This window comes from Arthrobacter sp. StoSoilB20 (genome assembly GCF_019977295.1).
GTDB classification, from domain to species: Bacteria; Actinomycetota; Actinomycetes; order Actinomycetales; family Micrococcaceae; genus Arthrobacter; species Arthrobacter nicotinovorans_A.
The window spans coordinates 125,951-139,946 of sequence record NZ_AP024651.1; the positions used below are offsets into that span (position 1 = coordinate 125,951).

Sequence of the window (13,996 nt, forward strand, 5' to 3'; positions counted from 1 at the left end):
GTGTGCTTCTCTTTTTAAGGAGTCTTGCCGTGGGCTCACTTTCAGCCGGTCAGAGGATTGAAGCCCCATGGGACAGACCCAACAACTTGACCTCCGCAAGAGGACGTCTGCAGCTAAACCTGAAGGCAGCATTCGCCAGAGCTTTCAGGACAGCCTGGTCCTGGACCACCTCAATCTGGCCAAGTCCATCGCCGCCAGGTACTCGGCCCACACGCACGACCTCGACGACGTCAGGCAGGTTGCGTACATGGGCCTCATCAAGGCATCGCGGGGTTATGACCAATCCAAGGGCGTCAGTTTCCCGGCCTACGCCGCACCTACCATCGCCGGCGAGGTCAAACGCTATCTCCGGGACCACTGCTGGGTTGTCCGCCCGCCCCGGACCATCCAGGACGTCCGGCGCCAAGTCCTGGCACGGACAGAGCAACTGACCCAAACCCTGCAACGGACGCCGTCCCCCGAGGAAGTGGCCGAAGACCTCCACCTGGAGCCCTGCCAAGTGCGTGAAGCCTTGATGGCCGGTACCAGCAAACGACCCGATTCCCTGGACGCCCCGGCATCCGATGGCCGGGACGGGCTGCAGGGCACTCTCTCGGCTTTCGGCTGCCCCACTGAGCGGCTCGAGGACGTGCTGGCCCTCCGCAACGCCATCCGGGACCTGAGCCCGGAAGACCGCCACCTGCTGTACAGGCGCTACTACCGCGAGGAAACCCAGTCCACCATCGCGGAGGCCCTGGGGATGTCGCAGATGCAGGTATCGCGGAAGTTGTCCAAGATCCTGGTGTCACTCCAGACCCAGTTGCTGGACGAAGAGGCCAACCTGAAGGACGCCACAGCGCGCTGAGGAGGCAGCAGCAAAGGGCCGGCTAGCAACCGAGCCGCTCCACTGCCTCCAACACGTCGCCCACACCCACTGCCAGCAGCGCCGGATCAGGATCGGCGGAGAACACATCGCCGCGTCGGAGTTCGACGGCGGTCAGCACCACGTGCGGTCCGGGCGGCGGTCCCCACTCTTCGGCCGGGGCGGGGCCAAACAGCACCACCGAGGGCCGCTCATAGGCGGATGCCAAGTGCGCTGCGCCGGTGTCGGCCGAGACCACCAACCGGGCTTGGGCAATGGTCGCCGCGAATTCGGCGAGGCCTTGCCGCCCCGCCAGCAGGCCGCCGTCGAGGTTTGCTCCTTTGAGTTTCGCCAAAGCAGCAGTCTCCTCTGCCCGGGCACGCTCGGAGTTGCCGCCTGTCAGGACTACCTCATGCCCCGCGGCAGCAAGCTGGACGGCGACGTCCGCGAACCGCTCCACCGGCCACAAACGGCTGCCATAAGCGGCGCCGACATGGATCACCGTGGCGCCGGGGCGCGGTGACGGAACGGCCGGGCGGTTCAGCCGGTAGTCCAGCGGATCGGCGTCGATGCCGTGCCAGTTCAGCAGCCGCGTCCAGCGCTCGCGTTCAGGGATGCCGGTGATCCATTCAGGGCCGTCGGTGTCGGCGGAGGCATGCGCCACCACCCTGTTGGCCTGCAATTCCTCGATCCGGAGCCGGCTCTCGGCACCGTTTCCATGAAGATTGACCGCGATGTCCACAGCACCCCGTGGGACTGTCAACGGGTCATCAAGCCCGGGGGTCGGCAGGTGGCCGATACCCCCCACCAGCTCCAAAGCCTCGCCGATCCAGGCCGGCGCCGCATACACGATCCTGTGTTCAGGAAAGGCCCGGCGCAAGCCTCGCAGCGCCGGAACTGCGACCAGGAGGTCGCCGAGCTTGAGCGCGCGCAGGGCAAGCAACAGGGGCTGATTGTTGTTCTCGAGATTGTCCAAAGCTGTGGTCATAGTGGCCTCCCGCTAGGAGTCTAGCGGGAGGAAACTTCTCACCGCCGCGCTGTTTAGCGTCCGGAGAACTGGGGAACGTTGCGGGTATGGGAGGAACCGTAACGTTGAAGGCGGTCCTGTTTGACCGCGATGGAACACTGGTTGTTGACGTGCCCTATAACGGTGATCCGCAGCTGGTGCGGCCCATGGACGGGGCTCTCGAAGCATTGCAGAAAGTCCGCCGGGCAGGGCTGGCCACAGGAGTGGTGACCAACCAGTCGGGCGTGGCGCGTGGGCTGTTGACGTTGGAGCAGATGCACTCCGTCAACCAGCGTGTGGACGAGCTGCTGGGTCCGTTCGACGTGTGGGTAGTATGCCCGCATGGACCCGGGGACGGCTGCAACTGCCGTAAGCCTGCGCCCGGAATGATCCTGGGAGCGTGCAGCACTTTGGGGTTCATGCCGCACGAGGTTGCCGTTGTGGGTGACATCGGGGCCGACATGGAAGCGGCCGCTGCGGCAGGAGCACGTTCTGTGCTGGTGCCCACCGCAGCGACCCGGCAGGAGGAGGTAGAGGCCGCCGCCATTGTTGCCGAGGACCTGGGCCAGGCCGTTGAGCTCCTGCTCTCCGGGGTCCTGAAAGAACAGGGAGCCCCTGTATGAGCCGCGTCCTGGTAGCCCGCCTGGACAGCATGGGCGATGTCCTCCTCTCGGGACCGGCCCTTCGCGCCGTGGCCAACGGAAGCCGCCCCGATGGCAGCAGGCCCAACGACGTGGTCCTGCTCTGCGGTCCGGAAGGATCCAGCGCGGCGGAAATGCTCCCCGGAGTGACCCAAGTCCATACGTGGGCCTGCCCGTGGATTGTGAACCCGGCACCACCTGTCTCGGAAGAGATGACCCGTGGCCTGATCGATTTTGTCCGCAGCTCCCGGATACAGGAAGCAGTCATCCTGACGTCCTTCCATCAGTCGCCCCTTCCGTTGGCCATGTTGTTGCGGTTGGCGGGCGTCAAGAAGATCACGGGTGCGTCAACGGACTATGCCGGCTCGCTCCTGGACGTCCGGCTGAAGCCCGGGGAGGACTTTCCCGAAGACCAGCCCGAAGCAGTCCGTGCACTCACCATTGCTGAGGCCGGCGGCTATGTGCTTCCCAATGGCGACGACGGAAAGCTGCGGATCACCTCCGGCCCGGACCCTGAAGGGGTGGCCGGGGAACTGGCTGATGAAGGACCGTACATAGTGGTCCACCCCGGATCCGCCGCTCCCGCCAGGGCCTGGCCGGCACTTCACCATGCAGCAACCGTGGAACTCCTTGAAGCGTACGGACACCGGGTAGTGGTCACGGGCGGACCGGGCGAAACCTCACTCACGGCAACGGTGGCCGGCCCCTCCGCCAGGAACCTAGGCGGCGGAACCAACCTGCGGACGCTCGCAGCGGTACTGGCCGGAGCCGCCGTCGTGGTCACCGGCAACACCGGACCCGCCCACCTGGCCGCAGCAGTCGGAACACCTGTGGTGTGCCTGTTCTCCCCGGTTGTTCCGGCTATCCGATGGGCGCCCTACGGCGTTCCGCTGGAACTGCTGGGAGACCAGGAAGCCGCCTGCAAGAACTCCCGGGCCCGTGTTTGCCCGGTTCCCGGGCATCCGTGCCTGAGCTCGGTAACCCCGGAGCAGGTTGTCGAAGCTGTTGAAAGGCTCCTGGGAGGCGTGTCCTCCCTGTCCACCCGACGAAAGGTTTGGAAACCATGAGGATCCTGGTGTGGCACGTCCACGGCGGATGGATGGAAGCGTTCGTCCGTGGCCGGCACGAATACCTGCTGCCGGCATCGTCCGAAGGCGGCGCATGGGGTTTGGGGCGCGGTGGCCGGGACTGGCCTGCCGCCGCGATTGAAGTTGACCTGGAAACGTTGGACCCTGCGAGCGTTGACGCTGTTGTGCTTCAGCGCCCTGAAGAAATCGCCGCGGTAGCCCGGTCGCTGGGCCGCCGGCCGGGCGTTGACCTCCCCGCCGTGTACCTGGAACACAACACTCCCAAGGGTGACGTCCCCTTTACCTTGCACCCCCTGGCGGACCAGGGCACCATCCCCGTGGTCCACGTAACCCACTTCAACCAGCTCTTCTGGGACACCGGCACTGCAACCTCCACGGTGATCGAGCACGGCATCCCCGATCCCGGGCACCTTTACACCGGTGAACAGGAAGAAATGGGAGTGGTTGTCAATGAACCCGTCCGCCGCGGCCGGGTCACCGGAACCGACCTCCTGCCCGGATTCGCCGGAATTGGGCCGCTGCGGGTGTTCGGCATGGGCACCGAAGCATTGCCCGCGGCGCTGAACCTGAAGGGCTACGGACTCAGTGAGGAGAGGCTGCATATTGCCGGTGACGTGCAGGCGCCCAAACTGCACCAGGAACTGGCCCGCTGCCGCCTGTACCTGCACCCGCTCCGTTGGACCTCACTGGGGTTGGCCTTGCTGGAAGCCATGCACCTTGGCATGCCGGTCCTGGCCCTGGCCACCACCGAGGCGGGCCGAGCCGTCCCGCATGGTGCAGGCCTGGTCTCCAACGACGTCGACGATCTCCAAAAGTTCGCCCGTCGGCTGCTGGACGATCCGGACGACGCCTATGCCATGGGCATGATCGCCCGTGAGGCAGCGCTGCAGCGCTATGGCCTGAACAAATTCCTTCGGGCCTGGGACGAACTCCTGGCCGAACTCCCCAAGGGCACGCGCCCGGGAAGCCTTCCGCAATCCGGAACAGCTTTCGCCGGTCATGAAGCCAACGCCCGCCATGAAGCCAACGCCACCCATGACACAGAGAGGACGCACCCATGAAAATCTCCATGGTCTCCGAACACGCCAGTCCGCTGGCTGCCTTGGGAGGCGTTGATGCCGGAGGGCAAAACGTCCATGTGGCGGCGCTTTCATCCGCCTTGGCAGATCGCGGCCATCAAGTCACTGTGTACACACGGCGTGATGACCCCGAGCTACCAGAGCGGGTGGAGGTGGGGCCGGGCCTCACAGTTGTCCACGTGGATGCCGGTCCCGCGCGCCGTATCCCCAAGGACGAACTGCTGCCCTACATGGGAGAGCTGGCCGACGGGATCTGCGCCGACTGGGCCGGCGACCTGCCGGACGTGCTCCACGCGCACTTTTGGATGTCCGGCCTCGCCGCCATCCAGGCATCGCGTCGCGCAGGGGCCGCCGATCCCGTTCCCGTAGTGCAGACGTTCCACGCCCTGGGCTCGGTAAAGCGCCGGCACCAAGGCGCTGCCGATACCAGCCCGCCGGCCAGGGAGTGGCTGGAACCGTGGGTAGGACGCACCGCCGACTGGGTCATTGCCACCTGCCCGGACGAGGTCTTCGAACTCAAGGCCCTGGGCATCAGCAGGTCCAAAATCTCCACTGCCCCCTGCGGCGTGGACCTTACGCTGTTCCCCGGAACGTCCGACGCCGAACCCAAGTCCCGCACGCACCGCATCCTGAGCGTGGGACGCCTCGTGCAACGCAAAGGCGTGGACCTCATCATCCAGGCCCTGCCGCTCCTGGCAGAGGCGGGCTTCAACGACGTCGAGCTCCTCATCGTCGGAGGTTCCGGCGATGCCCTGAACCTCGAGGAAGATCCTGAAGCGCAGCGCCTGCGGGCCATGACAAAGGAACTCGGAGTGGAGGACAAGGTGACCATGCGCGGGCAAGTTCCCCGGGATGCCATGCCGGCCATCTTCCGCAGTGCCGACGCCGTGGTCTGCACACCCTGGTACGAGCCGTTTGGCATCGTGCCCCTTGAAGCCATGGCGTGCGGCGTTCCGGTGGTGGCAGCTGCCGTGGGCGGCCTGCGGGAAACCGTGGTGGACCAGAAGACCGGGCTGCACGTCCCTCCTCGTGATCCTGAAGCGCTGGCCGAAGCGCTCGGAAAGCTGCTGGGGGATCCGGATCTGCGTGCGGACATGGGCCGCGCCGGTGCACGCCGGGCACGCTCGCGCTACTCCTGGGAACGGATTGCAGCGGATACCGAGAAAGCCTACCGATCCGTCCTGGCCGCGGGATTGACCCGGCAGGCCGGAGAAGGCTTGGAACCACTGGAAGGAACGGCACTGTGAACACCAAAGGCTCCGTGACCACCAAGACCAGCCGCCCCTCCACCGCTGACGGCACCCTATCCACCGGGCACAGCGCAGCTCCCAGCGGGCACGGCGCAGCTCCCACCGGGCGCAGCATCCCGGACACGGTACCGGCACGGTGGACGCCCGATCTCACTGACTCCAACCACATCGCCGAAGTCACCAAGCACCTGGACAATGTCCTGCCCGCCCTGGACTCCCTGCGCTCGCAGTCCGGCCTTTTGTCCCAGTGGGGAACTGTCCTGGCCCAGCGGTTGCTGTCCGGCCAACGCCTGCTGGCGGCGGGCAACGGCGGCTCGGCGGCTGAGGCGCAGCACCTGACGGCCGAGCTCGTGGGCAGGTTCGATGAGGAGCGTGCACCCTTTTCCGCGATCTCCCTCCACGCCGAGTCCTCTGCCGTCACTGCCCTGGCCAACGACTACGGCTACGAGGAAGTCTTCGCCCGCCAAGTCCGGGCCCATGGCCGCGCCGGCGATGTCCTCATCCTCCTTTCCACCAGCGGCCGCAGCCCCAACCTGCTCAAAGCCGTCCGTGCGGCCAAGGAACGCGGCATCGCCACCTGGGCGCTCACCGGCAGCGGCCCCAACCCGCTCGCCGAGGCCTGCGATCAGGCCATCACGGTTGACGCCATCCCGGCGAACGCCCAGGAAGGCCACCTCATCGCCATCCACGCCGTGTGCCGGGCGTTCGACGCCGAGATCGCCAAGCGGGCCGGCTCGAATTCTTTGGGAGTGCGGCAGCCATGAGGATCACAGTGGTAGGCGACGTCCTCCTTGACGTCGACATCAACGGGGCAGCCACCCGCCTCAGCCCCGACGCGCCGGTGCCGGTTGTGGACGTAGCCGACATCCGGCGTCGTGCAGGCGGTGCCGGACTGGTGGCAACGGTGCTGGCCCAGGACGGCCACAGCGTTTCGCTGGTTACCGCGTTGTCCAACGACGACGGCGCCGGCCACCTCCGGCGCGCACTGTCCGGTGTGTCTGTGCTCGCCGGAGCCCCGCTCGCCCCGACGCCCACCAAGACGCGCGTGCGGATCGGAACACATCCCATGGTCCGGTTCGACGAAGGATGCTCACCCGCTCCTGTCCCGGCCGGCACCGCGGAGATGCTCGAGGCCATCGCCTCGGCGGAGGCCATTGTGGTGGCCGACTACGGGCGGGGGATCACCGCCAACGCGGATATCCGTGTGGCACTCACAGCTGCCGGGCGCCGCGTCCCCGTGGTGTGGGACCCGCATCCAGCCGGCTCCGAGCCGGTGGCGGGGGTCGCCGTCGTCACGCCCAACCTGGCTGAGGCACTGGCCGCAGCAAAAGCCGGAGGTTTGGCTCCATCCGGCACGGGTGCGGAAGAAGCCGGCCGGTACCTGCTGGAAAAGTGGGGGAGTGCTGCCGTCCTGGTGACCAGGGGCGAAGAAGGGGCACTTCTGCTCCCTGCCGGTGATGCCGCACAGGGCATTCCCGCACCCAAGACCAACGTCAGTGATCCTTGCGGGGCCGGGGACCGGTTGGCTGGGAGCCTGGCCGTGCACCTGGGCCTCGGGCTGGACCTGGCGCAGGCAGCCACCCGGGCTGTGGAGGATGCGTCCGAATTCCTGGCCAACGGGGGAGCGGCGTCGTTGGCCGTGGTGGAAGCGCCGGGACCCGAAGCGCCCGGGCCTGAAGCACCCGGGCCCCGCCCCGTCGTCGAGCTTAAGGGCCTGGAACTGGTGGACGCCGGCGACCTCCACCCCGACGGCGTCCAACTCGCCCGGGCCGTGCGGGCGGGAGGCGGCACGGTGGTGGCCACCGGCGGGTGCTTCGACCTCCTCCACGCAGGGCATGCCCGCACCCTGGCCGCCGCCCGCAGCATGGGTGACTGCCTGATCGTTTGCCTGAACTCGGATGAATCCGTAAGGCGGCTCAAAGGCGGGTACCGGCCGATCGTCAGCGCGGAAGACCGTGCGGAGCTGCTGCTGGCGCTCGAATGCGTGGACGCCGTGGTGGTGTTCGGCGAGGACACCCCTGAAGCCTGCCTCACCCAAATACAGCCCGATATCTGGGTCAAGGGTGGCGACTACACCCCCGAAGAATTGCCGGAAGCCCGCCTGGTGGCGGGTTGGGGAGGGCGCTGTGTCACCGTGCCCTTCCACCCGGCACGCTCCACCAGCGGCCTGGCAGAAGCATTGGCCAAGGTCAGCTGACAAGCAACCATCAATCGAGAGGAAACGCATGAACACGCAAACACCAGGCCGCGTCATCGTTACTGGAGGCGGCTCCGGACTGGGCGCTGCGATCGTGGAAGCCATCCGCGACGCCGGTGGCACACCGTTCGCTTTCGACCGCGATATCAGCAACGTCGCAGGCGCAAAGTCCTTGGAAGTGGACGTCTCCAACCGTGAAGCAGTGGAAACCGCCGTCAAGGAAGCCGCCGAAACCCTTGGCGGACTGGACGGAGTGGTGACTGCTGCGGGCATCGACCGTTGCGGAAAACTCGGCGACGTCCCGGCGGAAGAATGGGAAAAGGTCATCGGAGTGAACCTCATGGGCACGGTTTCCGTAGTCCGGGCGGCACTGCCTTACCTCAAGGAATCCCGGGGCCGGGCCATTACCATCGCCTCCACGCTTGGGCTCCGGGCACTGCCGGACGCCACGGCGTACTGCGCCTCAAAGTTCGGCGTGATCGGCTTCAGCCGCGCACTTGCCGCCGAAACGGGCGGCGTCATCGGCGTCACCACCATCATCCCGGGCGGCATGAAGACCCACTTCTTTGACGACCGCGATGAGCAGTACAAGCCGCAGGACGATTCCAAGCTCAACGACCCCGCCAACGTGGCGCAGGCCGTGGTGTTCGCCCTTTCGCAGCCGTTCGGCAGCGAAGTCCGCGAACTCCTTATCTGCCCCGCAGAAGAAGGCTCGTGGCCGTAAGGTCCAGCACGTCCTGAACAACATCGGCCACGGCGATGCCGCTCACCACGGTGTCGTCGTGGCCGCAGTGCGGCGCCGTCCAGCCAACCTGGGTGATGTCTGCCCCGCAGCGCGGACACCGGGTCATCCAGGACATGTGGACACGGTGCATGCTCCTGCCGCGTGGACCGGCGTTGAACACGTTCCCCACCCAGAAGATGCCAACCGTCGGCGTTCCCATAGCCTGGGCGAGGTGCCGGGGTCCGCTGTCGCTGGCGAGCATCACGGTGGCCTCAGCCAGGAGGGCGGCCAGGTCGCCGATGTCCAGCTCCCCGGCCACGGAGCGCACCGCGTTGTGCTCTGCTGCCGGCAACTGGCGGACCGCCAATTCCGCCACTTCCTGCGCCAGCGCCTTCTCCGAGCGGTCGCCCACGATCAATACCTGGGCCCCTTCCCGCGCCAATCCGGCCGCAGCTTCAGCAAAGTTCGACGCCGGCCATCGCCTTCGCGGATCGGTGGCACCCGGGTGGACCACCACCAGCGAGGTCCTTCCGGGGTCCCGCAGGCCCACGATGTTCTGCTGATGCTCGGGGCTGGGGAGCAAGGGAGGGGAGATGATGCTCGGAGCCCCTGCGAGGCCCGCGACCTCCAACCAACGGTCAGGCTCGTTCTGGTAGTACACGTAATCGAGGTTCCGCTCCAACGGCTCCGCGTCCTTGGTCCGAGTGCCCACGGTATGCCTGGCACCGAGGCGGAGCAGGAACGGGTTGGAAAAACGTCCGCCTCCGTGCATTTGGAACGCAACGTCGAACTCCCTGGCCCGCATGTCCTCGAAGAAGGCTTCCTGCGCGGCAACGTCCTCGGCATCGTCCTCGAAGCGCTCGCCGTTGCGCGGGCCGTCGTGTACACCCCGGGCCACGGGAAGCATGTCGACGTCGTCTACCGGACCTTCCGTGGCAGCGGCAACCGCCGCATGGATGGGGGTTCCAAGCAGCGTGATGGTGGCTTCGGGGTACGCGCTCTTCAGCGCATAAAGGGCGGGGTACGTGTAGATCAGGTCGCCCAGTCCGCCGCCCCTGAGGACGGCAATCCGCTTGACGCCGCTGAACTTGTCCAGCACGGGGCCCACGCCGGGGCTCGGATTCGTCAGCGGTTTCTCCATGGATCATTCCTTTCGCTGCCAATGCTGCGGGCCGGTACTTTCCGTAGTTCCGGGGCCGCAGTGGTTCCGTGGGAAACTCCCGGAGCCGGCGTGTGAAGCCCGTGCCGCGGGGTACCTGAGGGGAACAGGAAACTGTAAGCCCAACCGGAAGGTACCCCATGGCACGCCTATCCAATCAAGAGGGCCCGGCCAATCAGGAAGGCCGGGCAAACCAAGAGGGCCCGGCCCACGATGACAGCCTGTCCCGCCAGGAAGGTCTGGCCGACTGGTTGCCTGGCCGCCTGGCCGAGGCGCATCCCCTGATCACCGTCATCGGCGATTCCATCCTTGACGGCTGGTGGGATGGAACCATCGAGCGGTTCTGCCGCGAGGCCCCGGCCCCCGTGGTTCAGGTCCAGCGCCGCGATTTTGCCCCGGGAGGTGCCGCCAATACGGCGATGAACCTCGCAGCGATGGGGGCGGACGTTCGTTTCGTATCCCTCGTGGGCGAAGACCAGGGCGGCCAAACCCTCCTCGAACAGCTCACAGCCGCCGGCGTGGACGTATCGCACGTGGTCTCCCATGCGGGCATGACCACCACCACCAAGTTCCGGGTGAGCAGCGGCGGCCAGGTGATGCTGCGCCTGGACGACGCCGCGGACGAGGTCCCCCCAGACGGGCTCCGGCAGGTTGCCGCCGCCATCCCCCAGGCAGTCGACGGTTCGTCAGCCGTGGTCCTCTGCGACTATGGCTCGGGCACCCTGGAAGGCGCTGTGCGGGAGGCAATTTTTGAACACCTCGGTCCACAGGGTGACGCATCCGAGGGGAACGGTCCTGCCATTGCCCGCCAAGACACGCTGGTAGTGGTGGACGCCCACTATCCGGGACGTTGGGCCCAACTCAATCCGGACCTCGCAACCCCGAACGCGCAGGAAGCGGCACGGTTGCTCGGGACCGAATTTCCCGGTGGCGCTGCCAGGTGCCCCTTCGTGGAAGCGCACGCGGAGCAGCTTCTTAGCACTTCAGGTGCGGCAGCCGTCGTCGTGACTTTGGACCGGGAAGGGACCCTGACCATCCGCCCCCAAGGTGAGGCCCAGAAACCGGCAACCCACCGGACGTGGGCCCGGCCGCAGGCAGAGAAGCAGGCGTCCGGGGCCGGGGACACGTTCGTGGCTGCCCTGACCATTGCCCGTGCTGCCGGATTGCCGCTCACTACCAGCGTGGATCTGGCCCAGGCCGCGGCCGATGTTGTGGTGCACCGGCCGGGTACCTCGGTGTGCACCACTGACGAACTGGCCAAACACCTCCGTGGTTTTGCCGATACTGCGCTGACGGATGCAGAGTTGGCCCTTCAGGTGGAGGAGCATCGCCGGGAGGGCCGGCGGATTGTGCTGACCAACGGGTGCTTCGATGTCCTTCACCGCGGCCACACCCGCTACCTCAACCAAGCCAAGCAATTGGGTGATGTCCTGGTGGTGGCGCTGAACAGCGATTCCTCGGTTCGAAAGCTCAAGGGCCCGGACCGGCCGGTCAATCACGAGGCCGACCGTGCGGCAGTCATCGCTGCACTGAGCTGCGTGGACCACGTCACCGTGTTCGACACCCCCACTCCCATACCGCTCATAGATCTCCTGCGGCCCGACGTCTATGCCAAGGGCGGGGATTACACACCGGAGATGCTGCAGGAAACCCAAGCGGTGGAGCGCAACGGCGGCATAGTGACGATCCTGGATTATGTACCGGAGCATTCCACCACGGCGGTCTTGGAACGCATCCGTTCCACGGGCGAAACTCCGCAGGGCTGAGGCATCAACCATGCGTATTGTGATCACCGGCGCAACAGGACATGGCGGCACGGAACTGCTGAAGCGGCTGCAAAGGGCGCGTTCCGAAGAGGGCGCTGACCTCGAGTTGGTGGGCATCGCCCGCCGGCAACCGGATCCGGACGCGGAGCCCTATCACGGTGTGGAGTGGCACACTGTGGACATCAGCTCCCCAGCGGACCAGCCGGCTTTGGAGGCAGCTTTGGCGGGAGCCGATGCCGTGGTCCACCTCGCCTGGCTGATTCAGCCCAACCACAACCGGGAAGCGCTTCGCCGGACCAATGTGGCAGGTACATCCCACGTGCTGGCCGCTGCGCGCGCATCCGGGGTGGGCCACATTGTGTGTGCCTCGTCCGTGGGAGCGTATTCGCCCGCTCCCAAAGACCAGCGGACCACTGAAGAGTGGCCGACGGACGGCGTCCGCAGCTCGCACTACAGCGTGGACAAGGCGGCACAGGAAAGGCTCCTGGACCGTTTTGCCCAAGAAAACCCGGACATTGTGGTCTCGCGGCTTCGCCCGGCGCTGATGTTCAGCGCCGGGGGCGGGAGCGAGGTTGGCCGCTACTTCCTGGGACGCGTCCTGCCCCGGCTGGTGCCGCGTAAGCCCTGGCTGCCGTTCCTCGCCATCCCCAAGGAGATGGTGTTCCAAGCCGCCCACACCGCAGACGTCGCCGATGCCTACTGGCGGGTGGTGGAACGCAAGGCCGAAGGTGCCTTCAACATCGCCGCCGAACCGGTCATCGACCCCAACGCCTTGGCGTGGATTCTCAACGCCCGGCGGCTGATGCCGTTCCCCCTCAAGGTGCTCCGCGCCGTCGTCGACGTCAGTTGGAGGCTGCGGCTGCAGGTGACCGACGCCGGATGGGTGGATATGGCGGCCAACGCACCCATCATGGATACGGCACGGGCTCACGCGGTTTTGGGGTGGTCGCCCAAGCGTTCTTCGTTGGAGTCCCTGGCGGAGATGCTGGAGGGAATCGGTGCGGGGAAGGGGCGGGAAGCTTCTCCTCCCTTGAAACCGCGATAGCTTCCTATTCGGAGGACAGCACCACGGTCAGGATGCGGCGCAGGCTCATGGCCACCGACGCCGGAGCGTTCACCGGGGCCTGGTCGGCGGCCGCCCCGGCTACGGCATCGCCGAGGGCAGTGATGTTGTCCTTGGCCCGCGCCAGCCGGTTGGCCAGCTCGCCGTTCTCGGCGTCCCGCCAGTGATCCACAACGGACGCCACCGATTCCAGGGCTTCTGCGAGCGGAGTCACCACCGCATCCGGGATGACTGTTCCGGCGCCTTCTTCCCAAATGGCGCTGGCAAGGACATCGGTGATGTCCTGGACGTGGAAGGTGAGCCGTTCAAGGGTTCTCAGGCCGGCAAGGTCGCTGGGCAGGCGGGTCGCACGACGGCGGGACCTGGGGTTCGCTTTAGCGCTCAGTTCCGCTTGATGCACCGCAGTCCGGACGCCCGCTGCCGTGAGCGAGAGTTCGTCGCTGCGGCTGGCCCAGGCCTCGTGGTTGGGCGGCCATGACTCTTCCATGGCCCGTGCCATATCCCTGAGTTGGCGGGACAAGGCGCTTTGGTGTCCGGCGATGGCGGGATCGATGTCGTCCAGGTGCAGGGGTGGAAATATCAGCCAGTTCACCGCAAATCCCACCGTGACGCCCAGCGCCATCTGGAGGACGTAGGCGAAGGAAAAGCCTTCGGCGTTGGAGTCGCCCAGCACCAGCACGAACAGTGCTGCCATGGGGATCCATTCAGAAGCAGTACCCAGGCGGGGGAGGCCGCCGATGAGCACGCCGAGTCCTACCACCACGGCAACGGCCAGGGCGGTGGGGGCAGCAACCGTGGTGATGGCGAAGGCCATGCCGATGCCCAACACCAACCCCGCCAGGCTCTGGAGCCCATGCTTGGCCGAGTCGGCCACGGTGGGGTGCATGCTCACCAGGGCGCCAAGCGGCGCATAGTACGGATAGGCGGCGGCAGGACCGGGCATAAAGGGTGCGAGGTACCACGCGAGGCCTGCAGCAATGGCCGTTTTGGCGGCAAACAGGAGTCGGTGGCGGGTGACGGTTTTTCGAAGCGCGGGAATCAGCCGTCGCCTCGTGGGCAATTGGCTCATCAACCCCACATTCGCAGGTCTGGTCCCGGCTGTCGAGCGGAAAGTGCCGAACGTGAGCAGGGACATCAATTAGTTCGATTGGGTGATTAGATCCCCGGCAAGCGGGTACACAC

Annotated in this window: 13 protein-coding genes; 10 read left to right on the forward strand and 3 right to left on the reverse strand. The window is 66.5% G+C overall.

The features are described 5' to 3' along the window. Positions 1 to 67: 67 nt before the first annotated feature. Positions 68 to 844 (forward strand): sigma-70 family RNA polymerase sigma factor, encoded by a 777-nt coding sequence (locus LDN85_RS00625; protein ID WP_223944324.1) that lies wholly within the window; start codon positions 68 to 70, stop codon positions 842 to 844. Positions 845 to 866: 22 nt separating this feature from the next. Here LDN85_RS00625 and LDN85_RS00630 read toward each other — a convergent pair whose 3' ends face one another. Further along, positions 867 to 1,829 (reverse strand): glycosyltransferase family 9 protein, encoded by a 963-nt coding sequence (locus tag LDN85_RS00630; RefSeq protein WP_223944325.1) that lies wholly within the window; start codon positions 1,827 to 1,829, stop codon positions 867 to 869. Positions 1,830 to 1,915: 86 nt separating this feature from the next. Between LDN85_RS00630 and LDN85_RS00635 the strand changes: the two genes are divergently transcribed. From LDN85_RS00635 to LDN85_RS00665, 7 genes are all read left to right on the forward strand, one after another. Continuing rightward, positions 1,916 to 2,470: an HAD-IIIA family hydrolase gene (locus tag LDN85_RS00635; RefSeq protein WP_223944326.1), complete on the forward strand. Its 555-nt coding sequence runs from the start codon at positions 1,916 to 1,918 to the stop codon at positions 2,468 to 2,470. Further along, positions 2,467 to 3,555, forward strand: a complete 1,089-nt coding sequence (locus tag LDN85_RS00640) for a glycosyltransferase family 9 protein (protein WP_026547176.1) — start codon at positions 2,467 to 2,469, stop codon at positions 3,553 to 3,555. The genes LDN85_RS00635 and LDN85_RS00640 overlap by 4 nt, the downstream gene beginning before the upstream one ends. Next, entirely contained in the window at positions 3,552 to 4,637 is a 1,086-nt protein-coding gene (locus tag LDN85_RS00645; protein ID WP_223944327.1) for a glycosyltransferase, read from the forward strand. Before LDN85_RS00640 ends, LDN85_RS00645 begins: the two co-directional genes overlap by 4 nt. Then, the gene (locus tag LDN85_RS00650) at positions 4,634 to 5,902 is read left to right on the forward strand and encodes a glycosyltransferase (RefSeq protein WP_223944328.1); all 1,269 of its coding nucleotides are present in this window, start codon (positions 4,634 to 4,636) and stop codon (positions 5,900 to 5,902) included. Before LDN85_RS00645 ends, LDN85_RS00650 begins: the two co-directional genes overlap by 4 nt. 170 nt (positions 5,903 to 6,072) lie before the next feature. Continuing rightward, a complete protein-coding gene (locus LDN85_RS00655) occupies positions 6,073 to 6,669 on the forward strand; it encodes an SIS domain-containing protein (RefSeq protein ID WP_223945510.1) in 597 nt (198 codons plus the stop codon). Next, positions 6,666 to 8,102, forward strand: a complete 1,437-nt coding sequence (locus LDN85_RS00660; protein ID WP_223944329.1) for a PfkB family carbohydrate kinase — start codon at positions 6,666 to 6,668, stop codon at positions 8,100 to 8,102. Before LDN85_RS00655 ends, LDN85_RS00660 begins: the two co-directional genes overlap by 4 nt. A gap of 28 nt (positions 8,103 to 8,130) precedes the next feature. Continuing rightward, entirely contained in the window at positions 8,131 to 8,826 is a 696-nt protein-coding gene (locus LDN85_RS00665; RefSeq protein WP_223944330.1) for an SDR family oxidoreductase, read from the forward strand. Here the strand turns inward: LDN85_RS00665 and LDN85_RS00670 are convergent. Beyond that, positions 8,792 to 9,967, reverse strand: coding sequence for a glycosyltransferase family 9 protein (locus LDN85_RS00670; protein ID WP_223944331.1), 1,176 nt, complete (start codon positions 9,965 to 9,967; stop codon positions 8,792 to 8,794). The genes LDN85_RS00665 and LDN85_RS00670 overlap by 35 nt on opposite strands. A gap of 158 nt (positions 9,968 to 10,125) precedes the next feature. Here LDN85_RS00670 and rfaE2 point away from each other — a divergent pair, with 158 nt between their 5' ends. Beyond that, positions 10,126 to 11,751, forward strand: a complete 1,626-nt coding sequence (rfaE2, locus tag LDN85_RS00675) for a D-glycero-beta-D-manno-heptose 1-phosphate adenylyltransferase (RefSeq protein ID WP_223944332.1) — start codon at positions 10,126 to 10,128, stop codon at positions 11,749 to 11,751. Positions 11,752 to 11,761: 10 nt separating this feature from the next. Beyond that, entirely contained in the window at positions 11,762 to 12,796 is a 1,035-nt protein-coding gene (locus tag LDN85_RS00680) for an NAD-dependent epimerase/dehydratase family protein (protein WP_223944333.1), read from the forward strand. 4 nt (positions 12,797 to 12,800) lie between these two features. On the opposite strand, the gene LDN85_RS00685 is transcribed toward LDN85_RS00680, so the two are convergent. Beyond that, positions 12,801 to 13,883, reverse strand: coding sequence for an aromatic acid exporter family protein (locus LDN85_RS00685; RefSeq protein ID WP_223944334.1), 1,083 nt, complete (start codon positions 13,881 to 13,883; stop codon positions 12,801 to 12,803). Between the last annotated feature and the right edge of the window lie 113 nt (positions 13,884 to 13,996).

Excerpts from the sequence above, each read along its gene's own strand:
- LDN85_RS00665 (WP_223944330.1), top strand. The coding sequence starts at position 8,131 with ATGAACACGCAAACACCAGGCCGCGTCATCGTTACTGGAGGCGGCTCC.
- LDN85_RS00680 (WP_223944333.1), top strand. The coding sequence starts at position 11,762 with ATGCGTATTGTGATCACCGGCGCAACAGGACATGGCGGCACGGAACTG.
- LDN85_RS00630 (WP_223944325.1), bottom strand. The coding sequence starts at position 1,829 with ATGACCACAGCTTTGGACAATCTCGAGAACAACAATCAGCCCCTGTTG.
- LDN85_RS00625 (WP_223944324.1), top strand. The coding sequence starts at position 68 with ATGGGACAGACCCAACAACTTGACCTCCGCAAGAGGACGTCTGCAGCT.
- LDN85_RS00650 (WP_223944328.1), top strand. The coding sequence starts at position 4,634 with ATGAAAATCTCCATGGTCTCCGAACACGCCAGTCCGCTGGCTGCCTTG.
- LDN85_RS00685 (WP_223944334.1), bottom strand. The coding sequence starts at position 13,883 with ATGAGCCAATTGCCCACGAGGCGACGGCTGATTCCCGCGCTTCGAAAA.
- LDN85_RS00660 (WP_223944329.1), top strand. The coding sequence starts at position 6,666 with ATGAGGATCACAGTGGTAGGCGACGTCCTCCTTGACGTCGACATCAAC.
- LDN85_RS00670 (WP_223944331.1), bottom strand. The coding sequence starts at position 9,967 with ATGGAGAAACCGCTGACGAATCCGAGCCCCGGCGTGGGCCCCGTGCTG.
- LDN85_RS00635 (WP_223944326.1), top strand. The coding sequence starts at position 1,916 with ATGGGAGGAACCGTAACGTTGAAGGCGGTCCTGTTTGACCGCGATGGA.
- rfaE2 (WP_223944332.1), top strand. The coding sequence starts at position 10,126 with ATGGCACGCCTATCCAATCAAGAGGGCCCGGCCAATCAGGAAGGCCGG.
- LDN85_RS00645 (WP_223944327.1), top strand. The coding sequence starts at position 3,552 with ATGAGGATCCTGGTGTGGCACGTCCACGGCGGATGGATGGAAGCGTTC.
- LDN85_RS00640 (WP_026547176.1), top strand. The coding sequence starts at position 2,467 with ATGAGCCGCGTCCTGGTAGCCCGCCTGGACAGCATGGGCGATGTCCTC.